We start from the raw sequence: 26,209 nt of genomic DNA, 5'->3' as shown, positions 1-26,209 counted from the left end.
TGCTATGCTTGAAAAAAGAACGCCGATTCAGGTGGACGAAGCAGTCCGCCGGGTGAGCCGGTATAAAAAACAGGGGGATACCGAATGGGTGGCGCTTGAGGACAGTCTCCACCGCTATTTGGCGGAGGATGTTAAGGCGGATCATGATGTGCCGGCCTTTAACCGTTCCCCGTATGACGGGTTTGCCATCAGGGCGAGCGATTCAAAAACGGCTTCCCGTGACAATGCCGTCACCTTTGAAGTCATTGACCATATCGGAGCCGGCGCCGTATCGGAAAAAGAACTCGGCCCTTATGAAGCGGTCCGCATTATGACGGGGGCGCAGATTCCAAAAGGCGCGGATGCCGTAGTGATGCTTGAGCTGACAAAAACGTTTTCTGAAAACGGGACGAATTACATGTCAGTGAAACGCCCTTTTCATGCGGGCGATAATATTTCATATCAAGGAGAAGATGCGAAAAAGGGCAGCCCGCTATTAAAAAAAGGGACGAAAATCACGCCGGGCGTAACCGCTCTTTTAGCAACCTTCGGCTATGCTTCCGTTCCCGTGGTCAGAAAGCCGGTTGTCGGCATTATCGCAACGGGAACCGAGCTTCTTCATGTCAGCGATCCGCTTGAGCCGGGGAAAATCCGCAACAGCAACGCTGCGATGGTGTATGCCCAGGTCATTGAAGCGGGCGCGGTGCCGCTGAACTTAGGGAAAATTTCCGATGATTTTGATGACAGCTATGATGCGGTGAAGGAAGCTATGAAAAAAGTTGATTTTCTGATCACGACCGGCGGCGTGTCAGTCGGCGATTTTGATTTTCTTCCAGACATTTATAATAAGCTCGGAGCGGAAGTTCTTTTTAACAAAGTGGCAATGCGCCCGGGGAGCGTGACAACTGTCGCCCGGGCCGATGACATGCTGCTGTTCGGCCTTTCAGGCAATCCGTCCGCATGTTATGTCGGATTCACCCTGTTTGTCAAACCGATGATTCAGACGTGGCTTCTGAATGAAAAACCTCATTCCGGATGGGCGGAAGCCGTGTTAACAAACGACTTTCCGAAACCGAATCCGTTTACGAGATTTGTGAGGGCATTTGTTTATCATAAGGACGGAAAGATGATGGCGTCACCGGTCGGTCTCGACAAATCAAGCTCAGTCACATCTCTGGCCGAAGCAAACGCGTTTATCCTTCTGCCGGGAGGAACGAGGGGGTATGAAGCGGGCCGGACGGTTCACGCGCTCCTCATCCGTGATGAGAATGGAAGTGAATGGCCGTGGTCAATTCTTTCCCGATCGTCCAGATCGTAGGTTTTCAAAACAGCGGTAAAACAACGTTTATTGAACGTGTGCTGAAAGCGGCGCCGAAAGAGTGCGATATTGGATGTTTAAAACATCACGGACATGGCGGAGAACCGGAACCTTTTTCTGACGGAAAAGACTCGGAGCGTTTTTCAAAAGCCGGGGCCGCGGTTACGGGAGTAGAAGGGGATGGCGTCCTGCAGCTTACGGCGCGAAAAAAATGGGATCTGGCGGGTTTGATCAGTCTGTATGAATGCCTGGGAATTGACGGTCTTCTCATAGAGGGATTTAAACATGCGCCGCATCCGAAAATCATTATGATCAAAGACAGCGAAGATTGGCAAAAGCTGAAGCATTTGGAGCGCGTGATCGCGGTTATCAGCAGAAATACGGAGCATATGCCGGCAGATGCAGGCATGCCCGTTTTCCATGCGGACGATCCGGCTGCCATGATGTTTGTGCTTTCGCAGCTGAAAGGGGAATCTGCATAAATGGAACGTTTTCAAATTACAAGGGAACCTATCATTGCGGAAAATATCGTAAAAAAAGTTGAAAAGCGTGAAGCCGGCGCCATCACAACGTTTATCGGCACGGTCAGAGAGTGGACTGCCGGACGGCGGACGGTGCGTCTCGAATATGAAGCGTATGAACCGATGGCTGTTCAAATGCTTTCTCAAATCGGCGATGAAATCAGTGCGAAATGGGAAGGAGCCGAAGCTGCAATCACTCACCGTGTCGGCGTCCTTGATATCGGAGAAGCAGCGGTCGTAATCGCCGTGTCTTCTCCGCACAGAAAGGCGGCATATGAGGCGAATGAATATGCAATTGAACGGATAAAACAGATTGTGCCGATATGGAAAAAAGAAATCTGGGAAGACGGAGAAGAATGGATAGGCGATCAGCTGGAAACAACGCCCTATCCGAACGGAAAACCGGATTTGCATAAAGGGGAATCGCGATGATTAAAGTATTATTGTTTGCCGGGCTTGCGGAGCAGGCGGGAACACCGGTCATTGAACTTGACGAAAAAGAGACGGCGGCGTCTGCTGTAAAAACGCTGCTAAAGGAACGGTACGGCCTTCAGACGATTGACAATGCCATGATCGCAATCAATGAAACATATGTAAAAGACAACAGCATCGTAACAGAAGGTGATACCATTGCCTTTATCCCTCCTGTAAGCGGAGGGTGAAAAAAGAGCCGGATGTGCATCATTGCCATCCGGCTTTTTTGTATATAGGCGCTGAATTCCAGAGAATATCTAAATGGGATTTAAAGGGATTTGCGATTGAGCTGGTTTTGACTGCATGAATAGGCTGAAGACAGTGCCTTCACAAGGCTTTGAACCTCCCGTCATACCGGTCTGACAATGCTTTTTTTTACATAATTATGGAACGTAAAGCTGAGAATTTGTGTTACAATTTAGCATAAATACGCAAACGGCAAAAAAATTGAAACTTCTCTCAGCCTAAAGCGTACGTATAAACAGAATAATACATAGGAGGCATCAGCAATATGGAACCAAACCTGGAAAAAAGCAATACGGCAGTAACGGAAAAGCCGTCAATTTTCGGCGTCATTACAAGTCCTGTTGTGCAGTTTAAAAGATTAAAAGAGAAGCCGGTCATCGGCATTCCTCTCCTGATTGTCATCATTCTCATCGCGGCCGGCAGTATTTTGCGCGGATTGGGGATGAATTATGAAGAAGTGCTGAACAGCTCATCTCTTGACGGATTGTCGGATGATCAGATTGAAATGACCAAAACCATTGCTAAATTCGGCTCGATGTTCGGAGGAATCTTCGGGGGCATTATCGCTCTGTTTATCGTTCCGCTCATTTACTGGCTGTGCGTTAAAATTTCAGGCGGCGTAACAACTTACAAAAAAATGCTCTCACTCAGCCTGTTTACGGCATTTATTACCAATATCGGCTTAGTTATTAACGGTCTTGTCACTTATTTTACCGGTGCGGGCTCATTGTATGCCGTTACATCTTTGGCGAGTGTCATACCGGCCGGAGGCGGCGTCGCGGTCTTTTTAAGCGCGTTCGACATTTTCAGCATCTGGAGCTATATTCTGCTCGCTTTGGGACTTCGCTATACAGGCGGCATTTCGAAAAAAGCGGCCTGGACTTCCGCGATTGTCCTGTTTGTTATTATGCTTTTAGTTTCGGCAGTCGGAGGACTGTTAAGTTCAGTGACAGCAGGTGTATAACATGAAAAAAATTTGGATCGGAATCGGCATCGCCGTAATTGTTGCAGTATTCATCGGTATCAATATTTATAAGTCTGCCGCTCCCGCGGGCGGCAGCGCCGGGAAAAAAATCGAAACCGGAACCATGGAAAACAGAGAAATCTCCTCTACGGTTATGGTTCCGGGAACACTTAAATTCTCTAAAGAACAGTATGTTTTTTATGAAGCGGATAAAGGAACTCTTGATAAAGTGAAAGTAAAAGAAGGCGACAAAGTAAAAAAAGGGTCGTCGTTAGTCACGTATACAAATGAGCAGCTCAATCTTGATAAAGAACAAAATGAGTTGACAGAACAATCAAAACGGATGCAAATCGAACAAGTTGAAGAAAAACTCAGAGCATTAAACAGCAAGGAACAAGATCTGGCAAAACAAGTGGGAGAAGCGGAAGCCAAAAAACAAATTGAATCCGAACGGACTGATCTGCAGCTTCAGCAAAAAACGGCGGAAATCGAATTAAAGCAATCTGATTTGCAAAAGCAGTCTCTTGAAAATCAGGTGGCGAATCTCAATGTTAAGAGTGAGATGGACGGGACGGTAATCTCGGTAAATCAAGAAGCGGCTTCTAAAAAATCGGATATTCAAGAACCGGTTATACATATAGGAGACCCGGAACACCTGATCGTTGCCGGCAATTTGTCCGAATACGACACGCTGAAAGTGAAAAAGGGACAAAGCGTTACAATTACCTCAGACGCCATCCCAGGTAAAACGTGGAAAGGGAGAGTGGCGGCTGTCGGACTCGTTCCTGATCAAAAGTCAAGCGCTGCTTCGGGGGAAAGTACGGAACAGGCCGTGCAGTATCCGTTCCAGGTTAAGCTGATCGGAAACCTTCCGGAGGGCAAGCCGGGGTTTAAATTAATTATGAACATTGAAACAGACAAACGGAAAGCCGATACGCTGCCGTCCTCCGCGGTCAAAAAAGACGGAGATGAGCACTGGGTCTTTACGGTAAAAGACGGGAAGGCCAAACGCGTGAAAGTTAAAGTCGGCGATACCGCAAATCAGCTTACGGAGATAAAAGAAGGGCTTTCAAAGGATGATAAAGTCATTCTGAATCCGGCTGACGGTTTGACTGACGGAACGGATGTGAAAGCATAGATGATTCAGCTTTCAAAGGTGAAAAAAAGCTATCAGATCGGCAAGGAGACGTTTGATGTTCTCCGTTCAATCGACTTGACGATTGAAGAAGGAGAATATGTGTCAATTATGGGACCGTCGGGATCGGGAAAATCTACGATCATGAATATCATCGGCTGTCTGGACAGACCGACGTCCGGCAGTTACAGGCTTGCGGGCGAAGATGTTTCTTCATGCACCGAAAAAGAGCTTGCGGCGGTCCGGAACAAATCAATCGGATTTGTCTTTCAGCAATTTCAGCTGCTGCCGCGATTGAATGCAAGAAAAAATGTCGAACTCCCCATGATCTACGCCGGTATCGGCAAAAAAGAGCGTGAGGAACGGGCTGAGCATGCGCTGGAAAAAGTCGGTTTGGCGGATCGGATGCGTCACATGCCGAATGAGCTGTCCGGCGGCCAGAAGCAGCGTGTCGCGATTGCAAGAGCCATTGTGAACGAACCGAAGCTCATTTTAGCTGATGAACCGACCGGCGCGCTGGATACGAAAACAAGCATTTCCATTATGGAGCAGTTCACAGAGCTTAATGCAGAGGGCGTGACCGTGGTGCTTGTGACTCATGAGCCTGAAGTGGCGGACTGTACAAACAGAGTGATTTTCGTCCGTGACGGCATGATCGTTTCCCGCGATGCTGAGCAGAGGAGAGTGGGGGAATGAGCCTGTCAGAAAATCTCCGGATGGCCCTCAGTTCCGTAAGAGCTCACAAGCTGAGATCGATTCTGACAATGCTCGGAATCATTATCGGCGTCGGTTCAGTAATTGTTGTTGTGGCTGTCGGCCAGGGCGGAGAGCAAATGCTGAAGCAATCCATCAGCGGGCCGGGCAATACGATTGAATTGTTTTACATGCCCAGTGATGAAGAATTAACAGCCAATCCGAACGCCTTACAGCAAGCGAGTTTTACAGAAGAAGATATTAATGGATTAAAAGGAGTGGACGGCGTAAAGCAGGTTGTCGCTTCCGCGGTAAAATCCATGACGGCCCGTTACCATGAAGAAGACACGGATATTACGCTGAACGGCATTAACAGCGGCTACATGGACGTAAAAAAGCTGGACGTTCAAGATGGACGGACATTTACGGACAATGATTTTCTTTCCGGGAAAAGAGCAGGAATCATCTCGAAAAAAATGGCTGAAAAGCTGTTCGGGAAAACGTCTCCGCTCGGAAAAATCGTCTGGGCCGGCGGACAGCCCGTTGAAGTAATCGGCGTACTGAAAGAAGAGAGCGGCTTTTTATCGTTAGGACTCAGTGAAATGTATGTGCCGTTCAACATGCTGAAAACGTCTTTCGGTACTAACGACTACAGCAACGTTTCCGTTCAGACGGAGTCCGCTGATCAAATCAAATCAACAGGAAAAGAAGCGGCCCGTCTCTTAAATGACAATCACGGTACAAAAGAGGCCTATCAAGTCATGAATATGGAAGAAATAGCGGCGGGAATCGGCCAGGTCACGACCGTTATGACGACGATCATCGGTTCGATCGCCGGTATTTCTCTCGTTGTCGGCGGGATCGGGGTCATGAATATTATGCTCGTATCAGTGACGGAACGGACAAGAGAAATCGGCATCCGCAAATCGCTCGGTGCCACGAGAGGACAGATTCTGACACAATTCTTAATTGAATCTGTTGTGCTTACATTAATCGGCGGCTTAATCGGAATCTGTCTCGGCTACGGGGGAGCATCACTCGTTTCCCTTATCGCAGGCTGGCCGTCGCTCGTTTCCTGGCAGGTGGTTTGTATCGGTGTGCTGTTCAGTATGCTGATCGGTGTCATTTTCGGCATGCTGCCCGCCAACAAAGCATCACGCTTAGATCCGATTGAAGCGTTACGGTATGAATAACCGGCGCCCCATGCAGTCTGCATGGGGTTTTTTTGTGTTTTAATGATTGAATGAATATAATAGACTTTTTTCATTTATGATAAAAAGAAAATGTCATACAATTGTCCCCCTTTTTGTCGAATTTACAGTTTACAAACCCTATGTACATACGTTAATATGAACAAATGTGAAAGATTTTGATAGTTATTGAATGAATTTGAGTGATTTTAGTTGCTAGAAGTAAAAAAAGCGTTTACAATTATCTTGCAGCCGAAATGAATACGTTTCCAAAGGAGGCGGAATATGCTCACTCCTGAAAGGTATCAGCTGATTATTGATCAGATTGAAAAGCGTGATGTGGTGAAGATTCAAGAGCTGATAAGCATGACAAATGCTTCTGAATCAACGATCAGAAGAGATTTATCAACACTTGAAGAGCGCGGATTTTTAAAGCGCGTTCACGGCGGGGCGTCTAAACTTTCCAACAGCAGGCAAGAACCCGATATGCTTGAAAAATCCTCCAAAAACCTTCAGGATAAACTGAAGATCGCAGAAGAAGCGGCATCTTTATTAGAAGAAGGTGACTGTATTTATCTTGATGCGGGAACAACTACATTGCACATGATTGATTTTATAGATCCATCTAAGGACATTGTGGTTGTCACAAACGGAGTTATGCATATCGACGCTTTAATAAGGAAAGGGATCCCCTTTTATCTTCTCGGAGGATATGTGAAGCATAGAACAGGTGCGATGATCGGCGGCGCCTCATTAACGGCGGTCAGCCAGTACCGTTTTGACAAAAGCTTCCTCGGGGTGAACGGCGTGCACATTGAAGCAGGCTTTACAACACCCGATCCGGATGAGGCTCTTCTGAAGACAAAGGCTGTGAGACAGGCGAAAAATGCGTATGTTTTAGCCGATCCTTCTAAATTCGGCGAGATTTCTTTCGCAGCGTTCGCCGCCTTGGGCGATGCCGCTATCATTACCACTGAAGCTGAAGAACTTGCATTCGATAATTACCAAGAAAAAACTGTCGTAAAGGTAGTGAAACCATGATTTACACTGTAACCCTCAATCCGTCTGTTGACTATATCGTTCACGTTGAAGATTTTGCCGTAGGCGGTTTAAACCGTTCCAGCTATGACACGAAGTATCCCGGCGGAAAAGGCATCAACGTTTCGAGATTACTGAAAAGACACCATGTGCCGTCAAAAGCATTGGGATTTGTCGGCGGATTTACCGGAAACTATATCACGTCATTTTTGCAGCAGGAAGGTCTGGAAACGGCTTTTTCTGAGGTGGATGAAGACACGCGTATAAATGTAAAACTGAAAACGGGCGATGAAACGGAAATTAACGGACAGGGCCCGACGATTTCAGACGAAGTGTTCAATGCCTTTTTAGAACAGTTCTCCGCTCTGGAAGAAGGAGACATCGTCGTTTTAGCGGGAAGCATTCCTTCTTCCCTGCCGCATAACACGTATGAAAAAATTGCTGAGGCATGCAGAAAGCAGAATGCCCGGGTAGTGGTGGACATCTCCGGTGAAGCGCTGATGAAAGCGACAGAAATGAAACCGTTTTTGATGAAACCGAATCATCATGAGCTTGGGGAAATGTTCAATACGGTCATTGATTCAGCCGAAGCTGCCGTTCCTTACGGTAAAAAATTGATTGAACAAGGCGCTGAACATGCGATTGTTTCGATGGCTGGCGACGGTGCGCTTTTATTTACGAAAGAGGCGGTTTTCCTCGCCAATGTTCCTAAAGGAAAGCTTGTCAATTCGGTAGGCGCGGGTGATTCCGTCGTCGCGGGATTCCTTGCGGGAATTTCAAAACAGCTGCCTTTGGAAGATGCGTTCCGTTTAGGAGTTGCTTCCGGAAGCGCGACGGCATTTTCTGAAGAACTCGGAACTGAAGAGTTTGTACAGCAGCTTCTTCCTGAAGTTAAAGTCACACGTCTATAGAGGAGGAAAGAAAAGTGAAGATAACTGAGCTGTTAACAAGAGATACAATTCATCTCAATATAGAAAGCAAAGAGAAAGAAAACGTTATCGATGAAATGGTGACAGTGCTTGACAAAGCCGGCAGATTAAATGACAGAGAGGCTTACAAAGCAGCCATTTTAAATCGTGAAAGCCAAAGCTCGACGGGAATCGGCGAAGGCATTGCCATTCCTCATGCGAAGACGGCGAGCGTCATTAACCCGGCCATCGCATTCGGCCGTTCAAAAGATGGTGTGGATTATGAATCATTAGACGGTCAGCCGGCACACCTGGTCTTTATGATTGCGGCAACCGAAGGAGCGAATAATACGCACCTTGAGGCATTATCAAGACTTTCAACGCTTCTCATGCGTGAGGAAATCCGCAAACAGCTTCTTGAAGCTGAATCAGAAGATGCGATCATTGACATCATCAATCAGCATGACAAAGATGACGATGAGGAAGAAGAAGAGCAGGAAGAACAGGCAGCGCCGTCAGGAAAAGGCAAAATCCTTGCCGTTACGGCATGTCCGACAGGTATCGCCCATACGTTTATGGCAGCTGACGCACTGAAGGAAAAAGCGAAAGAGCTCGGCGTTGACATTAAAGTCGAGACAAACGGCTCAAGCGGTATCAAACATAAGCTGACGGCTCAAGAAATTGAAGACGCGCCTGCGATTATCGTGGCGGCTGATAAACAGGTTGAAATGGAACGCTTTAAAGGCAAACATGTTCTTCAAGTGCCTGTGACGGCCGGTATCAGACGTCCTCAGGAACTGATTGAAAAAGCCGTTAACCAAGATGCGCCGATTTACGAGGGCAGCGGCGGAGGATCTTCCGCTTCAAATGAGGACGGCCCGAAACAGAAATCAGGAACAAGCATCGGAAGTACTTTCTATAAACACTTAATGAGCGGTGTCAGCAACATGCTGCCATTTGTCGTCGGCGGCGGAATTCTCGTTGCGATCTCATTCTTCTGGGGAATTCATTCAGCTGATCCGAAAGACCCGACATACAACACGTTTGCTGCAGCACTGAACTTTATTGGTGACGGTAATGCGTTAAAGCTGATTGTTGCAGTTCTTGCCGGATTCATCGCAATGAGTATTGCGGACCGTCCGGGATTTGCGCCGGGTATGGTCGGCGGATTTATGGCTACGCAGGCGAATGCCGGATTCTTAGGCGGACTGATTGCCGGATTCTTAGCCGGTTATGTCGTCATCCTGCTGAAAAAGCTGTTTGTCTTTATTCCTCAATCTCTTGATGGATTAAAACCTGTATTGATTTATCCGCTGCTCGGTATTTTTATCACAGGAGTTCTGATGCAATTTGTCATAAACACTCCTGTCGCAGCGTTTATGAATTTCTTAACAAATTGGCTTGAAAGCCTTGGAACTGGAAATCTTGTTTTAATGGGTATTATTTTAGGCGGTATGATGGCTATCGACATGGGCGGCCCGCTCAATAAAGCGGCGTTCACTTTTGGAATTGCGATGATCGATGCCGGAAACTATGCGCCGCATGCGGCCATCATGGCGGGCGGAATGGCTCCGCCGCTTGGAATCGCACTGGCGACAACATTCTTTAAACACAAATTCTCTAAACGTGACCGTGAAGCCGGTATTACGTGCTACTTCATGGGAGCAGCTTTCGTTACAGAAGGCGCCATCCCGTTTGCAGCGGCTGATCCGCTTCGCGTCATCCCTGCAGCCGTTGTCGGTTCTGCGGTAGCGGGCGGGTTGACAGAATTTTTCCGGGTAACGCTTCCTGCACCGCACGGAGGAATATTCGTTGCATTCATTACGAACCATCCGCTGCTTTACTTAATGAGCATCGTGATCGGAGCGATTATAACGGCGGTTATCTTGGGAATCGTCAAAAAACCGGTTGTAGAGAAATAAGCAAAAAGCGTCCTTTACGGGCGCTTTTTTCAATCATGTACGCATAGAAGCGTTATGTATTTTATGATGAGTTATGATAAAGTAAAGATGGTACATGAACTGAAACAGTGATCGTCTAGGAGGAACCACGTTGACTGAAGAACAAAAACCTACTTCTGAAAAATCGGTAAAAAGAAAATCCAACACATATTGGGAATGGGGAAAGGCCATCATTATAGCGGTTGCACTTGCGCTGTTAATCCGCCATTTCCTGTTTGAACCGTACTTAGTGGAAGGATCATCAATGTACCCGACATTACATGACGGTGAAAGGCTGTTTGTCAACAAAAGCGTCAATTATATCGGAGAAATCGAGCGGGGAGACATCGTCATTATTAACGGCGATACATCGAAAGTCCATTATGTAAAGCGGCTCATCGGAAAACCTGGAGAAACGGTGGAAATGAAAAATGACACGCTTTATATAAACGGCAAAAAAATCGCAGAACCGTACCTCGCGAGCAATAAAAAAGAAGCGAAAAAACTGGGAGTCAACCTGACGGGAGATTTCGGCCCCGTAAAGGTTCCGAAAGGCAAATACTTCGTCATGGGAGACAATCGGCTGAACTCAATGGACAGCCGGAACGGACTCGGTTTAATTGCCGAAAACCGGATCGTCGGCACCTCGAAGTTTGTGTTCTTCCCATTTCATGATATGCGTCAGACAAAATAAAAACGCCGCGCTGCCCGATTTGGACAGCAGGCGTTTTTTATTTGGCAAACGAGGCGGCGACGGCGATGAACAATACCGTGGCCAGCACTGATCCGACAATGGCCAGAACGCTGAAAAAAAGATTCACCTGCTGCTTCTCTTTGCCGCGTTTTTCAAGCATCCGTTTTGAAAAGAGATGCGAAAACGTATAAATGAGGGCGATTCCGACGTACAAGCCGATGTCACGTGCGGTAAAGCCTGTGACGGCCAGAAAAACCCCGGTAAAGAAAATCATAAGACAATATTCTGTGAGTGTTAAAAGCTTCAACTTGTTCCTCCGTGATGAATATGTATATATATCTATTGTATCACAGGGCTCCGGGTTTGCCTGCATCTTTTCAAACCCGTATATTCGCAGGGAAACATTTCTCTTCCCCTTTATTCATGGTATACTTTTAATGATGATAGACACGATGGAGGATTCTAAATGATTGCTGTAAATAATGTGAGCTTGCGTTTTGCGGATCGCAAGTTATTTGAAGATGTCAATATTAAATTTACGCCGGGCAACTGCTACGGATTAATAGGCGCAAACGGTGCCGGAAAATCAACATTTTTGAAAATTTTATCCGGTGAGCTGGAGCCGCAGACCGGCGATGTCCATATGAGCCCGGGCGAACGTCTTGCCATTCTGAAGCAGAACCACTTTGAATATGAAGACTTCGAAGTGCTGAAAGTCGTTATTATGGGACATAAACGTTTATACGAAGTCATGCAGGAAAAAGACGCGATTTATATGAAGCCTGATTTTTCAGATGAAGACGGCATCCGCGCCGCTGAGCTTGAAGGAGAGTTTGCGGAATTAAACGGATGGGAAGCTGAAAGTGAAGCCGCTATTTTGTTAAAGGGCCTGGGCATCTCTGAAGACCTGCATACGAAGAAAATGGCTGACTTAGGCGGTTCAGAAAAGGTGAAAGTGCTCTTGGCACAGGCGCTGTTCGGCAAGCCGGACGTTCTGCTGCTTGATGAACCGACCAACCACTTGGATCTGAAAGCGATTCAGTGGCTGGAAGAGTTTTTAATCAACTTTGAGAACACAGTCATCGTCGTATCCCATGACCGTCACTTTTTAAATAAAGTGTGCACGCACATCGCCGATCTTGATTTTAATAAAATTCAAGTATACGTCGGCAACTATGATTTCTGGTATGAATCAAGCCAGCTTGCTTTAAAGCTTTCTCAGGAGGCCAACAAGAAAAAAGAAGAGCAGATTAAACAGCTTCAGGAGTTCGTGGCCAGATTCAGCGCCAACGCCTCTAAATCAAAGCAGGCGACATCAAGAAAGAAACTCCTTGATAAAATCACGCTTGATGATATCAAACCGTCATCACGCCGTTATCCTTATGTCAATTTCACGCCGGAACGTGAGATCGGAAATGACGTGCTGCGGGTTGAAGGCTTAACAAAAACGATTGACGGGGTTAAGGTGCTTGATAACGTCAGCTTTATTATGAACAGAGAAGATAAAATCGCTTTTACGGGACGCAACGAACTTGCCGTTACGACATTGTTTAAAATCATTTCCGGGGAAATGGAAGCTGACAGCGGCACATTTAAATGGGGCGTGACCACTTCTCAGGCGTACTTCCCTAAAGACAACAGCGAGTATTTTGACGGCAGCGATGCGAACCTTGTTGACTGGCTCCGCCAATACTCGCCGCATGACCAAAGCGAAAGCTTTCTGCGCGGCTTCTTAGGACGCATGCTGTTCTCAGGAGAAGAAGTCAACAAAAAATCAAACGTCCTTTCCGGAGGAGAAAAAGTGCGCTGCATGCTTTCAAAAGCGATGCTTTCCGGCGCGAACATTTTAATTCTGGATGAACCGACAAACCACTTAGATTTGGAATCCATTACGGCGCTTAACAACGGCTTAATCAGCTTTAAAGGCGCTATGCTGTTTTCATCTCATGACCATCAGTTTGTACAGACAATTGCCAACCGCATCATTGAATTAACGCCTAAAGGCATTGTTGACAAACAAATGTCTTATGACGAATTTCTTGAAAACGCGGATGTACAGAAAAAGCTTGAAGAGCTATACGCGTAATAAAGAAGCAGGGGAGACTCTGCTTTTTTATTTATGAAAAAAGTTTTCAATCTTCTGACTTCCCGTTACAATAAATGAATACATAACTTGAAAAGAGACGGAGGAATGCATCATGAAGTTTTTAGTTGTCGGAGCTGGGGGAGTGGGCGGATATATCGGCGCGCGTCTTGCAGAAAAGGGAAATGACGTGACGTTTCTCGTCCGCAAGAAACGGGCGGAACAATTACAAGAGACGGGATTGACCGTCAAAAGTGAAAAAGGTGATGTTTCAATCAAGCCGAAATTAATCATGGCGGGCGAAGAAGGAGCATTTGACGCGGTTATCATCGCTTCAAAAGCGTATTCTTTGCAGGACGTCATTCGGGATGTCAAACCGTTTGTCAAACCTTCGTCGGTCATTATTCCTTTTTTAAACGGATACAGGCACTATCACCAGCTGTTTGAAGCTTTTTCAAAACGGCAGGTGCTGGGCGGCCTCTGCTTTATTGAGAGCGCCCTTAACGACAAAGGGGAAATTCTTCATACGAGCGCTGCCCACCGCTTTGTTTTCGGTGAATGGAACGGGGAACGCACAGAACGTATGAACGAGCTGGAAAACGCATTTGCAGGTGTGAAAGCGGATGTCATCATCAGCCGGGATATTGAAAAGGACATTTGGAAAAAATATATGTTTATTGCCGCGCAGGCGGGAGTGACCACTCTGTTTCAACAGCCGGTCGGACCGATTTTAGATACAGAAGGCGGCCGCAACACGGCAAAGCGCCTCTTTGCTGAAATCGGAGCCATTTTCAAGGCTGCCGGCATCCCGAAAGATCCTGGTCTGGAAGAAGAGAGTTATCGCACATTGACAAGCATGTCTTACCATATGAAATCGTCGATGCTGAGAGATATGGAAAAGGGCAGGGTGACGGAAGGTGATCATTTACACGGATTTTTGCTTGAGAAAGCGAAAGGCTTGGCAGTTGATACACCTGTTTTGGAAACCGTCTGCGCCAACTTGCAAATGTATGAAGCGAAATAAAAAAAGGAGGCCTGATCGCCTCCTTTTTTTATTAAAATGCCCAGTTTCCGTTTCTGAAGATCGGTTCTCTTTTGCCGTCCGCGGTAATGCCGTCGATATTCATGTCTTTGGAACCGACCATAAAATCTACGTGTGTAATGCTTTCATTTAAGCCCTCTTTGACAAGCTCTTCCCGTGTCATTTGTTTGCCGCCCTCAATATTAAAGGCATACGCACTGCCGATCGCCAAGTGGTTAGAGGCGTTTTCATCGTACAGTGTGTTGTAAAATAAAATATTTGATTGTGAAATCGGTGAATCGTACGGCACTAAGGCCACTTCACCGAGATAGTGTGAGCCTTCATCGGTTTCGACGATGCCTTTTAAAATCTCCTCGCCTTTTTCAGCTTTCACATCGACAATGCGGCCGTTTTCAAAGGTAAGAGTGAAGTTATCAATAATGTTGCCGCCGTAGCTCAGCGGTTTCGTGCTGGAAACCGTGCCGTTCACCCCGTCACGCTGCGGAAGGGTAAAAACCTCTTCTGTCGGCATGTTGGCCATGAATTCGTGCCCGCTTTCATTCACGCTTCCTGCGCCTGCCCATACATGTTTTTTCGGCAGTTCAATGGTTAAGTCTGTTCCTTCAGCCTGATAATGCAGGGCGCTGTAATGTTTTTTGTTTAAGTGTTCCACTTTTTCATGAAGGTTTTGATCATGTTTTTTCCATGCTTCAACAGGGTCTTCTTCATTTACGCGGGTCGTTTTGAAAATTTCTTCCCATAAAAGCTGAACGGCTGTTTCTTCCGGCTGATCCGGGAACACTTTTTTCGCCCAGCCTGTTGAAGCGGCTCCGATCACCGTCCAGCTGACCTTATCTGATTGAATATATTGTCTGTATGTATGCAATGCTTTTCCGGCGGCTTTTTGGAACGCTGCAATCCGTTTGCCGTCAGTGCCTTTTAATAGGTCGGGGTCGGATGAGACGACAGAAATAAACGCAGCCCCTTTTTTCGCGAGCTCTTCTTTTCCTTTTGCTTCCCATTCAGGATACTCTTCAAACGCTTCAAAAGGTGCCATCTCGTATTTTAATCTGGACAGTTCATCGTCCTGCCAATTTACTGTGACGTTTTTAGCGCCTTTTTCATAAGAATGTTTGGCAAGCAGTCTGACAAGTTCCCGGACATCAGTTGAGGCATTGATTACGACATGCTGTCCTTTTTGGACATTGACGCCGACTTCTACCGCCAGCTGAGCATATGTATGTAACTTTTCAGTAAACGAACTCATCGTTCATTCCTCCTCATCGGTTTTTCTCATCATATCAAATATCGCCTCATAAAGGAAAGAAAGGAGCACAAACGAAAAAGACACAGCTTTTGCTGCGTCTTTACGGGTGATTCAGTTTTACGGCGCCGCCGGCCGGAGAATGGGGCATATTGGCCAGTGAAATGCTCATACCCCCCAAAATAATTCCGCTTAAAATGACGGCTACTGCTACGCGTCTTCCCACATCTCTAAGCATATGCTTCCTCCTTAATGTTTCTCCAGTTCTCACAATATGAGCCGGCCGGAGAAAAAAGAAGCACAATCTTATTATTTAATCGCTTTTTGCAGCTTGTCGATGACGTCTAATGAACGTCCCGTGCCGATAGCCACTGATTCAAGCGGATTTGCCGCCAAATGAACGGGAACGACGATTTCATCTGTCAGCCATTCTTTCATCCCGTTTAAAAGGGAGCCTCCGCCGGTTAACACGACGCCGCGGTCAACGATATCACCGCTGAGCTCCGGCGGACAATCTTCAAGTGTCGCTCTGATCGCTTCAAGAATATGCAGGAGCGACTCACGCATCGCGTGCTGAATTTCATTAGATTGCAGTCTGATTGTCTTCGGCAGACCGGTTACAAGGTCACGCCCGCGGATTTCCATCGTTTCCGGCACATGTTCGATCAATGCAAATCCGATTTCCATTTTCACTTGTTCTGCCGTACGTTCCCCGATCAGCAGGTTGTATTTTTTTCTGACGAACGAGGCGATATCTTCATCAAGCTGGTCGCCGCCGATTCTGATCGAATGGCAGGATACGACGCCCCCGAATGAGATGATGGCGACTTCAGTCGTACCGCCGCCGATATCTACGACGACGTTTGCGACCGGCTCGTCAACAGGGAGGTCGGCCCCGATTGCAGCGGCTACGGGTTCTTCAATCAAGTGAACGTTTTTCGCTCCGCAGTTTTTGACAGCGTCACTGATGGCGCGTCGTTCAACGGCTGTTGAGCCTGAAGGCGTGCAGACGACGACATTCGGTTTGCGGAAAGTCATTCCGATTTTTTTTCCGGCTTTTTTCATAATGTGTTTTAATAAGTCAGTTGTCATATCATAATCAGCAATGACACCGTCTTTCATCGGCCGAACGGCGACGATTTTCCCAGGCGTCTTTCCGATCATGCTTTTGGCATCCGTTCCGATGGCAAGCACCGCTTTCGTTGTTGTATCTACAGCGACAACGGAAGGCTCGTTTAAAATAATTCCTTTATTTTTACTGTAAACAAGTATATTAGCGGTTCCTAAGTCGATTCCGATCTCAGTTGATTGAAACATGTTTTCACCCAATCCCTATCCTGATTTAATTGATTCTACATTTAAAGTTTCTGAGAAAAACCACGATTTTTGGGGGTTTCCGCCGGGAATGAAATGTTTTTGTAAAAAAGGAGGGAAAGTCTGTATCCCATATTTCAAAAGGATTTTCTTCTGTAAAAAAACATTCAGTTCCGGATGCTGAGAAACTTTTGCTCCGTTCCTTTCGTCTACGTTTATGAAGGATTTTCCTTGGACATAAAGAAGAGACATTAAAGGAAGTAGGGGATTTCTATGAAATCAATTGGTGTAGTAAGAAAAGTAGACGAACTCGGGCGTATTGTCATGCCGATTGAATTGAGAAGAGCATTGGATATCGCTATTAAAGATAGTATTGAATTTTTCGTTGACGGAGACAAAATTGTCTTGAAAAAATACAAGCCGCACGGCATTTGCTTAATGACGGGGGAAATTACTCCCGAAAATCAGGAGTACGGCAACGGCAAAATTATTTTAAGTCCTGAAGGAGCGAAAATGCTGCTTGAGGAAATCGAGGAAGCGTTAAAAGATAGATCATAATCAGCAAAAAGGGCGGAGCATCATTCCGTCCTTTTATTATGAACTTGTGCAAAAACTCACGGGAAAAGTAAGCGAACCTGCTCAATTAATTGGGAATAGTTATCATTTTTTAGTCAATAATGCAGTCAACAATGTTACAATATATGTAGAAATGCTAGCGGCAGGTGGGACTATGGGAAAATATCAAGCGCGTATCATTTCCTTAATCTTGGCAATGATTTTTATTATGTTTTGGGATTATTTATTTTATATGATTGAACGGAATCCGATTAACTGGCCCGTTGACATCACCTTTACCGCCGTCACATTAATCAGCGTCTGGCTGCTGGCTTATTATGTGGATAATAAAAAGCAGCTGCTGGCGGAGCTGAAGGACAGCGAGCAGAAAGCAAAGGCGCTTTCAGATGAGAAAAACCGGATCATGGACAATCTGCAGGAAATCGTTTTTCAGACGGATGCTCAAGGGAATATTACATATTTGAATCAGGCCTGGACGGCGATTACGGGCCACTCCATCAGCGAATGTATGGGCACGATGTATAATGATTATTTTATAAAAGAAAAACATATCATTGATTATATTATCTCCCAAATCAAGCAGCAGTCCCCGTCAGGAATGTTTACGGCCAAATATATTAAAAGAGACGGCTCGATCTTTTGGGGAGAAGTCCATTATAAGCTGTATTATGACCGCAGACAGAAATTTGTCGGAAGCCTGGGGACGATGTCTGATATCAGTGAACGGAAAAAAGCTGTCGATGAGCTTCTGGAAACGAACGAACGCCTCGCCATGCAATCTCAAAAGCTGGCCATTGCCGGGGAGCTTGCGGCAGGAATCGCCCATGAAGTAAGAAATCCTTTAACGTCAGTCAGCGGCTTTCTCCAGCTGATGAAAGCCCAGTATCCGGAAAGAACGGATTATTTTGATATTATTTTTTCGGAGATTAAAAGGATTGATCTCGTGCTGGGGGAGCTGCTTCTGCTCGCCAAGCCGCAGACCGTGACGTTTACCGCTCATCATCTCAACCATATTTTACGGCAGGTGGCGACGCTTCTTGACACGAACGCGGTGCTGTCGAACACTGTGATTGAGAAGGATTTCAGGCAGACTGAGTCCTGTATGGTCAACGGTGACGAAAACCAGCTGAAACAGGTATTTATCAATATTATTAAAAATGCGATTGAAGCGATGCCTGACGGCGGGAATATTCATATTTATACAAAACGGGATGAAGAATACGCGGTGATCAGCATACAGGATGAAGGAAACGGCATGTCGAAAGAAAAGCTTGAAAACATCGGGAAACCGTTTTTCTCAACAAAAGATCAGGGAACGGGTCTCGGGCTTCCGATTTGTTTACGAATTCTGAAGGAGCATAATGGTAAACTTAACATTAAGAGCAAAAATGGAGAAGGCAGTACGTTTCAGGTGATTCTGCCGTTAGAAGCGGCTGCTGTCCAAAAGGAGGAAAAATAACTTGCTTCTTTTTGTATACGGTTTGTTACGGAAGCGTGAAGAAAACCATGAACTGCTGAAAGGCGCTCCGTGTGTGTGCGAGCAGGCTGCGATAAACGGCGTGCTGTACGAAACGGATAAAGGTCAGCCTGCGGCGTCTTTAGAAGAAACAGCTTTTGTGTACGGGGAATTGTATGAAACAGATCATCAGATGATCCGTAAGCTGGATGCGTATTATGCTGATTTTGATCGAAAAGAGGTTGCCGTGACGACGGATGCCGGGAATAAAACCGCCTTCGCATATGTCGTAAAGCCCGAACAGTGTGCTTCATTCAGCCGTATCAAAAGCGGAGACTGGAAAGAATACCGTTTTATGAAACGGGAGGATGACAGTCCGGTTTATTATTTCGCTTACGGCTCCTGTATGGACAATGCCCGGTTTAAACAGGCGGGGGTCGACCACTTTTTTGCCGAGCCGGTCGGAGGGGCGGTTGTTGAAGGGTATTCGACGAGATTCACATTAAGGCGTCCTGACGGTTCCAGAGCCGATCTTGTTGAAGACGGGGGACGAACTGAAGGCGTGCTGTACAAGCTCCCGTTTGAAGCGGCAACCTATCTGTACAAAAGAGAAGGTGTTGATAACCACACATACCGTCCCGCGTTCATAGAAGTGTGTGCCGGCGGCCGTGTATACAGAGGCGTCCTGACGTTTCTCGTTCTTGATAAAGCTGAGGAAATTGCGCCTCCGGGTCACTATCAGGAAGAAATCGAACGCGGAGCGGATCTGTATTTATCGCCCGCCTTTTCAGAAAAGCTTAAACGCTATATGAACTCATTGCCGAAAATGTGATACTATTCCTATTAGAGATATTGTTTAAAGGAGTACTGTTATGAGAAAAGAGTTTGCCGTTATCGGTCTCGGACGCTTCGGCGGAAGTATTTGCAAAGCATTAAGTGAAGAAGGCCTTGAGGTCATGGCGATGGATATTGATGAAGATAAAGTAAATGAATACGCCAAAATCGCATCACACGCGGTCATCGGCGATTCAACCGATGAATCGGTGCTGAAAAACTTAGGGCTGCGCAACTTTGACCACGTCATTGTGGCAATCGGCGAAAATATACAGGCGAGCATTTTAACGACGCTGATCTTAAAGGAACTCGGCGTGAACACGATCACGGTTAAAGCGCAGAACGATTATCATGAGAAAGTGCTTGCGAAAATCGGGGCCGATCACATCGTCCACCCTGAACGTGACATGGCAAAACGCATCGCCCACAACATCGTATCAAATAATGTGCTTGATTATTTGGAGCTGTCCGACGAACACAGCATTGTGGAGATCGTGGCCAACAGCAGGCTTGCGGGCAACACACTGCTTGATCTGGACATCCGGGCGAAGTACGGCATTAATATCGTGGCCATCAAGAGAGAAAAAGAAGTGATCGTATCTCCCCTGGCGACTGAAATGATCCAAAAAGAAGATATTCTCATCGTTATCGGCTCTCTTACGGACATTTCCCGATTTGAAAAAAGAGTGCTTCACACAAAGTGAAAAGCCGTCCGTAAAAGGACGGTCTTTTATTATGTCAGAATAGAAAGACATTATCGTGTAAGCGGTATTTTCTGCAATTTTTATTGACTATGATCAGGCGATCCGATAGCATATTGTACCATATACAGAAAAAGAGGAGGCCTCATTTTGAACAAAGAAACACTGGCTGAACGGCTGAATGCATCAGCCGGCAGACAAAAAGCCGATACCGTCATTAAAAACGGAAAAATCATGGATGTATTTAACCAGGAATGGATTTCTGCAGATATCGCCATTACGGGCGGAGTGATCGTCGGGCTGGGCGAATATGAAGGGGAAGAAGTCATTGATGCAGAAGGTCAAATGATCGTTCCGGGCTTTATTGACGGACATGTTCATATCGAGTCCTCTATGGTTACTCCGATTGAATTTGCTAAAGCCGTCCTCCCACACGGAGTGACTACTGTCATTACTGATCCTCACGAAATTGCGAACGTTTCCGGAGCAAAAGGCATTTCTTTTATGATAGAGCAGGCGAAAAAGGCGCCGCTGAACATCCGTTTCATGCTTCCTTCCTGTGTTCCCGCCGCTAGCTTTGAACGCTCAGGAGCCGTATTAAAAGCCGAGGATTTAAAGCCTTTTTATCAGGAGAAAGAGGTGCTCGGACTTGCGGAAGTAATGGATTATGTGTCTGTTGCGGAAGGTGAAGAGGATATGCTTCAGAAACTGCTTGATGCCAAGCGTCACGGAAAACGGATCGACGGGCATTTAGCCGGACTGTCTTCAGATATCATCAATATATACAGAACCGCAATGGTGTCAAATGATCATGAAGTGACGACAAAAGAAGAAGCGCTGGACAGAATCAGACGGGGAATGTATGTCATGCTGCGCGAAGGATCGGTGGCAAAAAATACGCTCAATGTGCTGCCGGCAGTGAATGAAAAAAACGCGCGCCGCTTTTTCTTTTGTACGGATGATAAGCATGTAGATGATCTGCTTTCAGAAGGAAGTGTGAACCACCAAGTCAAAATGGCGATAAAGGCGGGACTTGATCCATTCCTTGCGTATCAGCTCGCCAGCTTAAATGCGGCTGAGTGCTACGGCCTTGAAACAAAAGGGGCGGTAGCGCCGGGTTTTGACGCAGATCTGCTGTTCATTTCAGATGTACGGGAGGCTGCCGTCACGAAGACCATGGTCGCCGGCCGGACCGTTGCCGAGAACGGACGAACGGTTTATGAACAGTCTGCCGGTTCCTATTCGCCGGACCAGGCGCTGTTGGATACAGTGCGGCTGAGATCGCCGCTGACTGAATCTGATTTTTATATGCCGATTCATGAGGGCAGGAAAATGAAAGTAATCGAAATGATACCGAATCATTTGGAGACGAGAAAAAAAGAAGTGCCTGCACCGTCTGCTGACGCGTTTTGTCCTGATACAGAAAATGATTTATTAAAAATCGCCGTCACAGAGCGGCACAGCGGCGAAAAAATGATAGGACTCGGGATTGTACAAGGGTTCGGGTTAAAAGAAGGCGCCATCGCCACAACCATTTCTCACGATTCCCATAATATCATCGCCGTCGGTACAAACGATGCCGATTTGGCAAAAGCAATCAACAGGCTCCGTGACACCGGAGGAGGATTAACAGCCGTGAAAAACGGAGAATTGCTTCACTCCGTTCCGCTTCCGATCGCCGGGCTTTTGTCTGATAAGTCGGCGGAATGGGTCAATGACAGCTTGGGCGTACTTCATGAAAAGCTTCCTCTGCTCGGATTCACCGGTGATTTCAATCCGTTTCTCACATTATCGTTTTTAGCGCTTCCGGTGATTCCGGATATTAAAATGACAGCAGCCGGTCTGTTTGATGTCAAAGCCTTTCAGCATATTCCGCTGCAATAAAAAAACTGCACTCATTACGAGTGCAGTTTTTTTAGACCTCCATAATGATCGGAAGGATCATCGGGCGGCGTTTTGTTTTTTCGTATAGGAACGGAGCAAGTGTATCGGTAATTTCGTTTTTAATTTCGGACCACTGCGTTGTTTTCCGATCCATTACTTTCTCCAGATGGTTCGAAATCAGCTGCTGCGCGTCATTGATCAAATCACCGGATTCTCTCATGTATACAAAACCTCTTGAGATTAAATCAGGCCCCGCCGAAACCTTAAAGTCGTCCATATTGATGCTGACAACAACGATAACAAGGCCTTCTTCTGAAAGAATGCGGCGGTCGCGGAGCACGATATTGCCGATATCACCGATTCCGCTTCCGTCAATGTAAACGGAGCCGGACGGAATTTTGCCTGCCACAGCGGCTTCTTCGCCTTTGAGGGCCAGCACTTCGCCATTATCCATGATAAAGCAGTTTTCTTCAGGTATGCCGCAATCAGTCGCGAGTTTGACGTGCATTTTCTGCATTCTGTACTCACCGTGAATCGGCATAAAGAACTTCGGTTTGATCAGGCGGAGCATTAATTTCTGCTCTTCCTGTCCGCCGTGTCCGGATGTATGAATGTCATTCAATGAACCGTGAATGACTTCTGCGCCCGCACGGTACAGCTGGTTGATGGTGCGGCTTACGCTGATTGTGTTTCCGGGAATCGGAGAGGAAGAAAAGACGACCGTATCTCCGGGATTAATGGAAATCTGCCGGTGCGTCCCGTTAGCGATACGTGATAACGCCGCCATCGGTTCACCTTGGCTTCCCGTACATAAAATCGTTACCTTATTGGCAGGCATACGATTGATTTCGTTATGCTCAATAAACGTATTTTTAGGACAGGTAATGTAACCGAGATTTTGTCCGATTTCAATAGCCGATTCCATACTGCGTCCGAATACGGCAACTTTTCTGCCGTTTAAAACGGCTGCTTCAATCACCTGCTGAAGACGGTGTATATTCGAAGCGAATGTCGCAAATATAATTCTGCCGTCCACTTTTCGGAAAATATCGTGAATGCTTTCGCCTACGCGGCGTTCTGACATGGTGAAATCAGGAACCTCACTGTTTGTACTGTCAGAAAGCAGGCACAAAACGCCTTCTTTCCCGATTTCAGCCATCTTTGTCAAGTTTGCCGGTTCGCCTACCGGTGTGAAATCGAACTTAAAGTCCCCGGTATGTACGATATTGCCCGGCGGTGTTTTGACGACGATTCCGTATGAATCCGGAATGCTGTGTGTCGTTCTGAAGAAGGATACTGACGTCTTGCGGAACTTCACGATGTCGTCTTCACCGATGATGTTTAATTTAGTCTGTCTTAACAGCCCGTGCTCTTCAAGTTTATTCCGAAGTAAGCCGATCGCGAGTTTACCGCCGTAAACGGGAATATTTACTTGTCTGAGCAGGTACGGAATACCGCCGATATGGTCTTCGTGACCGTGGGTGATAAACAGACCTTTAATTTTATCTTCATTTTTTACTAAATACGTGTAATCGGGGATTACGTAATCAATGCCGAGAAGTTCATCTTCCGGGAACTTGATTCCCGCATCAATCAGTACAATTTCATCCTGAAACTGCACCCCGTACGTATTTTTCCCGATCTCGCCCAATCCGCCGAGGGCGAAAACGGCAGTCTGGTCATTTTTTACAAATTTCATTCCGCTCATAACTCCAATACTTTAAAATTTTCGCTCTGCTTCTCATATTCTAAAAAAGCACCGTCCACAGGCTGAACAAATTCAATGTTGTATTTCTGATCTTTCAGTTTCGTTCTGACGTCCCGTTCTGAAACGCCCTCAATGTAAAGTGAATCTGTTTTTTCCCGAACAGGTACTTCGTCAGCCTTCTCTTGATAAAATACCTTATAAATCATCCAAATCTCTCCTTAAATGCCGTATGTTAGACTCGCTTATTCTATTATATTCGAAAACGGATTATAAGGAAAGTCTCGAGCAAAAAAGGGACTTTCAAAAACCGAAAGATCCCTTCTACGCGATGACTTTTTTCCGGAGCATTCCGCCCCACTGTCTTCTGAGTTTCTTCCGTAATCGGCGCAGCATCGTATACCTCCTTTAAAGCCTTTTATAGCAGTAGTATGCGGAAAAAATGAATTTGTTTTCGTGGGTAAAACTGGAATTTCATCAAGGCGGTTTTCCGGAAGAAAAACTTTCTGTATGATGATATTGAAAAAGACACGACTGATAAACGGGAAAAAGGAGAAATTGACATGAATCCAAAACTGATCTTTTTTGATATTGACGGCACGATCTATGACCATGATAAACATATTCCCGATAGCGCAAGAAACGCCGTGACGGCGCTTAAAGAGGCTGGCCATCACGTTTTTATCGCCAGCGGAAGGTCCCCGTTTATGGTAAAACCGATTCTGGAAGAGCTTGAGATTGAATCATTTATTTCATACAACGGCCAGTATGTCGTATTTGAAGGTGAGGTCATTTATAAAAATCCGCTTCCTGAAGATGCGGTTGCGCGTTTATTAAAGCAGGCGGCAGAAGGGGAGCACCCCGTCGTATTTATGGCGGAAGACACGATGAAAACGACCGTCCCCGGACATCCGCACGTCTCGGAAGGAATCGGCAGTCTGAAAGCGCCTTATCCCGAAGTTGATGAAACATTTTATAAAGGAAAAGAAATTTATCAGCTGCTTTTATTCTGCCGCGGACATGAAGAAAAAGCATATGTCGCTTTTCCGGAGTTTGATTACGTCCGCTGGCATGAATTGTCAACGGATGTGCTTCCGAAAGGCGGTTCAAAAGCGGAAGGCATTAAAAGAGTGCTTGAGCGGCTTCCGTACGGCGTAAGTGACACTTATGCATTCGGCGACGGACTAAATGATCTTGAGATGATCCGTTTTGTCGGCACCGGGGTGGCGATGGGAAATGCGGTTCCGGAATTAAAAGCTGCCGCTGATTTCGTCACAAAGCCGGTGGATGAGGAAGGAATCAGCTGGGCCGTCAAAGAACTGGGCCTTTTGAAATAAAGAAAACCGGCACTTTGGGAAGTGCCGGTTATTTTTAACGGTCAATGGCAATGGCGTTTTCAGGTTCTTTGAACGGATTTTCTTTATCGATATGGTCGTAAAACATCACGCCGTTCAGATGATCGATTTCGTGCTGAAACACGATGGCCGGAAAACCTTTGAGGCGGATGTCAATCTGTTCTCCTTCAAGCGTCACCGCCTTTACGCGGATGCGGGCGTAGCGCGGCACATAGCCGGGAATGGGTTCGTCTACCGACAGGCAGCCTTCTCCGCTCGTCAAGTAGCTTTTTTCCACTGAGTGGCTGACGATCTTAGGGTTAAAAAGAGCATAGCTGTATAAAGTGCCTTTCGCATCTTCTGCATGGACGGCGATCATCCGTTTTTTTACGTCTGTTTGGGGAGCGGCAAGACCGACGCCCGGACGAAGCTTGTATTTCTCGGCTAATTCAGGATCTTGGCTGTTTTTCACAAACTCAATCATATCAGCAAGATGCTGTTTTTCTTCGTCAGAAGCGGGAAGCTGAACCTCTTCAGCGATCTCTCTGAGCGCGGGATGTCCGTCTCGTACAATATTTTCCATAGTAATCAAGAAACTTCACTCCTAAAGCTTAATATGTAAATTATAGCGAATTTCTTTATCGCGGCGCAATGAAACAATTGGCCGGCCATAGCAGGCCGGCCGATGTTCATGGTGTATAAGGTCAGCAGCCGCAGCCTAAATAAGCGGCACCGACGATGATTAATAAGATAAACAATACGACGATTAATGCGAATGTGCGGCCGTATCCGCCGCCGCAGCCGTAACCGTAACCGCCGCCATAACCATATCCGCCGCCGCAGCAACCGCCGCCAAATCCGCCGCCAAATCCATATCCGTACATAAAAAAACCTCCTCTTTTAATTACGCTGACCCTCTGTCAGCAGGGCCGGCGTC

28 protein-coding genes are annotated in these 26,209 nt (G+C 46.4%); 20 read left to right on the top strand and 8 right to left on the bottom strand.

Features of this window, described 5'->3' with window-relative positions; genetic code table 11:
* Positions 1–4 precede the first annotated feature (4 nt).
* From D5S11_RS05905 to sipT, 12 genes are all read left to right on the top strand, one after another.
* Entirely contained in the window at positions 5–1,297 is a 1,293-nt protein-coding gene (locus D5S11_RS05905) for a molybdopterin molybdotransferase MoeA (protein WP_059367088.1), read from the top strand.
* Positions 1,258–1,779, top strand: coding sequence for a molybdopterin-guanine dinucleotide biosynthesis protein B (mobB, locus tag D5S11_RS05900; protein WP_032868152.1), 522 nt, complete (start codon positions 1,258–1,260; stop codon positions 1,777–1,779). The genes D5S11_RS05905 and mobB overlap by 40 nt, the downstream gene beginning before the upstream one ends.
* Positions 1,780–2,250, top strand: coding sequence for a molybdenum cofactor biosynthesis protein MoaE (locus tag D5S11_RS05895; protein WP_007409632.1), 471 nt, complete (start codon positions 1,780–1,782; stop codon positions 2,248–2,250).
* On the top strand, positions 2,247–2,480 hold the full coding sequence (moaD, locus tag D5S11_RS05890; protein ID WP_007409633.1) for a molybdopterin converting factor subunit 1: 234 nt from the start codon (positions 2,247–2,249) through the stop codon (positions 2,478–2,480). The genes D5S11_RS05895 and moaD overlap by 4 nt, the downstream gene beginning before the upstream one ends.
* Before the next feature lie 323 nt (positions 2,481–2,803).
* Positions 2,804–3,502, top strand: coding sequence for a YknW family membrane protein (gene yknW, locus D5S11_RS05885; RefSeq protein WP_007409635.1), 699 nt, complete (start codon positions 2,804–2,806; stop codon positions 3,500–3,502).
* Position 3,503: 1 nt separating this feature from the next.
* Positions 3,504–4,640: an efflux RND transporter periplasmic adaptor subunit gene (locus tag D5S11_RS05880; protein ID WP_012117453.1), complete on the top strand. Its 1,137-nt coding sequence runs from the start codon at positions 3,504–3,506 to the stop codon at positions 4,638–4,640.
* Positions 4,641–5,333: an ABC transporter ATP-binding protein gene (locus tag D5S11_RS05875; RefSeq protein WP_007409637.1), complete on the top strand. Its 693-nt coding sequence runs from the start codon at positions 4,641–4,643 to the stop codon at positions 5,331–5,333. It begins immediately after the preceding gene.
* Positions 5,330–6,523: an ABC transporter permease gene (locus D5S11_RS05870; RefSeq protein WP_032868154.1), complete on the top strand. Its 1,194-nt coding sequence runs from the start codon at positions 5,330–5,332 to the stop codon at positions 6,521–6,523. Before D5S11_RS05875 ends, D5S11_RS05870 begins: the two co-directional genes overlap by 4 nt.
* A gap of 282 nt (positions 6,524–6,805) precedes the next feature.
* Positions 6,806–7,561 carry a DeoR/GlpR family DNA-binding transcription regulator gene (locus tag D5S11_RS05865; RefSeq protein WP_032868156.1) on the top strand — a complete coding sequence of 252 codons (756 nt, stop codon included), beginning with the start codon at positions 6,806–6,808 and terminating at the stop codon, positions 7,559–7,561.
* The gene (pfkB, locus tag D5S11_RS05860; RefSeq protein WP_003154572.1) at positions 7,558–8,469 is read left to right on the top strand and encodes a 1-phosphofructokinase; all 912 of its coding nucleotides are present in this window, start codon (positions 7,558–7,560) and stop codon (positions 8,467–8,469) included. The genes D5S11_RS05865 and pfkB overlap by 4 nt, the downstream gene beginning before the upstream one ends.
* A gap of 14 nt (positions 8,470–8,483) precedes the next feature.
* Positions 8,484–10,388 (top strand): PTS fructose transporter subunit IIABC, encoded by a 1,905-nt coding sequence (locus D5S11_RS05855; RefSeq protein ID WP_020955754.1) that lies wholly within the window; start codon positions 8,484–8,486, stop codon positions 10,386–10,388.
* A 130-nt stretch (positions 10,389–10,518) separates the two neighbouring features.
* The gene (gene sipT / locus D5S11_RS05850) at positions 10,519–11,100 is read left to right on the top strand and encodes a signal peptidase I sipT (RefSeq protein WP_003154568.1); all 582 of its coding nucleotides are present in this window, start codon (positions 10,519–10,521) and stop codon (positions 11,098–11,100) included.
* Between the two features lie 37 nt (positions 11,101–11,137).
* Here the strand turns inward: sipT and D5S11_RS05845 are convergent, their stop codons facing one another.
* Entirely contained in the window at positions 11,138–11,407 is a 270-nt protein-coding gene (locus D5S11_RS05845; protein WP_020955755.1) for a hypothetical protein, read from the bottom strand.
* A gap of 159 nt (positions 11,408–11,566) precedes the next feature.
* Between D5S11_RS05845 and D5S11_RS05840 the strand changes: the two genes are divergently transcribed.
* Together D5S11_RS05840 and D5S11_RS05835 are read left to right on the top strand one after the other, a co-directional pair.
* Positions 11,567–13,186 (top strand): ABC-F family ATP-binding cassette domain-containing protein, encoded by a 1,620-nt coding sequence (locus D5S11_RS05840; RefSeq protein ID WP_007409642.1) that lies wholly within the window; start codon positions 11,567–11,569, stop codon positions 13,184–13,186.
* A gap of 112 nt (positions 13,187–13,298) precedes the next feature.
* A complete protein-coding gene (locus tag D5S11_RS05835) occupies positions 13,299–14,207 on the top strand; it encodes a ketopantoate reductase family protein (protein ID WP_039063006.1) in 909 nt (302 codons plus the stop codon).
* Between the two features lie 31 nt (positions 14,208–14,238).
* On the opposite strand, the gene D5S11_RS05830 is transcribed toward D5S11_RS05835, so the two are convergent.
* From D5S11_RS05830 to mreBH, 3 genes are all read right to left on the bottom strand, one after another.
* Positions 14,239–15,471, bottom strand: coding sequence for an aminopeptidase (locus tag D5S11_RS05830; RefSeq protein WP_039063007.1), 1,233 nt, complete (start codon positions 15,469–15,471; stop codon positions 14,239–14,241).
* A gap of 100 nt (positions 15,472–15,571) precedes the next feature.
* Positions 15,572–15,706 carry a protein YkpC gene (locus D5S11_RS05825; protein WP_003154559.1) on the bottom strand — a complete coding sequence of 45 codons (135 nt, stop codon included), beginning with the start codon at positions 15,704–15,706 and terminating at the stop codon, positions 15,572–15,574.
* 71 nt (positions 15,707–15,777) lie between these two features.
* Positions 15,778–16,785 carry a cell shape-determining protein MreBH gene (gene mreBH / locus D5S11_RS05820; protein ID WP_003154558.1) on the bottom strand — a complete coding sequence of 336 codons (1,008 nt, stop codon included), beginning with the start codon at positions 16,783–16,785 and terminating at the stop codon, positions 15,778–15,780.
* 270 nt (positions 16,786–17,055) lie between these two features.
* Here mreBH and D5S11_RS05810 point away from each other — a divergent pair, with 270 nt between their 5' ends.
* The 5 genes from D5S11_RS05810 (at position 17,056) to ade (ending at position 22,233) form a co-directional block, all read left to right on the top strand.
* Positions 17,056–17,340, top strand: a complete 285-nt coding sequence (locus tag D5S11_RS05810; RefSeq protein ID WP_003154557.1) for a transcriptional regulator AbhA — start codon at positions 17,056–17,058, stop codon at positions 17,338–17,340.
* Positions 17,341–17,512: 172 nt separating this feature from the next.
* Positions 17,513–18,817 carry an ATP-binding protein gene (locus tag D5S11_RS05805; RefSeq protein ID WP_007409646.1) on the top strand — a complete coding sequence of 435 codons (1,305 nt, stop codon included), beginning with the start codon at positions 17,513–17,515 and terminating at the stop codon, positions 18,815–18,817.
* 1 nt (position 18,818) lies between these two features.
* Positions 18,819–19,646 carry a gamma-glutamylcyclotransferase family protein gene (locus D5S11_RS05800; protein ID WP_108724996.1) on the top strand — a complete coding sequence of 276 codons (828 nt, stop codon included), beginning with the start codon at positions 18,819–18,821 and terminating at the stop codon, positions 19,644–19,646.
* A gap of 40 nt (positions 19,647–19,686) precedes the next feature.
* Entirely contained in the window at positions 19,687–20,352 is a 666-nt protein-coding gene (gene ktrC, locus D5S11_RS05795) for a Ktr system potassium transporter KtrC (protein WP_003154554.1), read from the top strand.
* A 147-nt stretch (positions 20,353–20,499) separates the two neighbouring features.
* Positions 20,500–22,233: an adenine deaminase gene (ade, locus tag D5S11_RS05790; protein ID WP_032868161.1), complete on the top strand. Its 1,734-nt coding sequence runs from the start codon at positions 20,500–20,502 to the stop codon at positions 22,231–22,233.
* 31 nt (positions 22,234–22,264) lie between these two features.
* Here ade and rnjA read toward each other — a convergent pair whose 3' ends face one another.
* Together rnjA and D5S11_RS05780 are read right to left on the bottom strand one after the other, a co-directional pair.
* Positions 22,265–23,932: a ribonuclease J1 gene (gene rnjA / locus D5S11_RS05785; protein WP_003154550.1), complete on the bottom strand. Its 1,668-nt coding sequence runs from the start codon at positions 23,930–23,932 to the stop codon at positions 22,265–22,267.
* Between the two features lie 5 nt (positions 23,933–23,937).
* Positions 23,938–24,147, bottom strand: coding sequence for a DNA-dependent RNA polymerase subunit epsilon (locus tag D5S11_RS05780; protein WP_003154548.1), 210 nt, complete (start codon positions 24,145–24,147; stop codon positions 23,938–23,940).
* Between the two features lie 354 nt (positions 24,148–24,501).
* Here D5S11_RS05780 and D5S11_RS05775 point away from each other — a divergent pair, with 354 nt between their 5' ends.
* Entirely contained in the window at positions 24,502–25,275 is a 774-nt protein-coding gene (locus tag D5S11_RS05775; RefSeq protein ID WP_042635158.1) for a Cof-type HAD-IIB family hydrolase, read from the top strand.
* A 34-nt stretch (positions 25,276–25,309) separates the two neighbouring features.
* Here D5S11_RS05775 and def read toward each other — a convergent pair whose 3' ends face one another.
* On the bottom strand, positions 25,310–25,864 hold the full coding sequence (gene def / locus D5S11_RS05770; RefSeq protein WP_020955759.1) for a peptide deformylase: 555 nt from the start codon (positions 25,862–25,864) through the stop codon (positions 25,310–25,312).
* Positions 25,865–25,976: 112 nt separating this feature from the next.
* On the bottom strand, positions 25,977–26,156 hold the full coding sequence (locus D5S11_RS05765) for a YjcZ family sporulation protein (protein ID WP_007409651.1): 180 nt from the start codon (positions 26,154–26,156) through the stop codon (positions 25,977–25,979).
* Between the last annotated feature and the right edge of the window lie 53 nt (positions 26,157–26,209).

The organism is Bacillus sp. L75 (assembly GCF_003676355.1).
GTDB classification, from domain to species: domain Bacteria; phylum Bacillota; class Bacilli; order Bacillales; family Bacillaceae; genus Bacillus; species Bacillus velezensis.
Note: the sequence above shows the minus strand (reverse complement) of the source record. Positions and strands in the feature narration are given on the sequence as shown.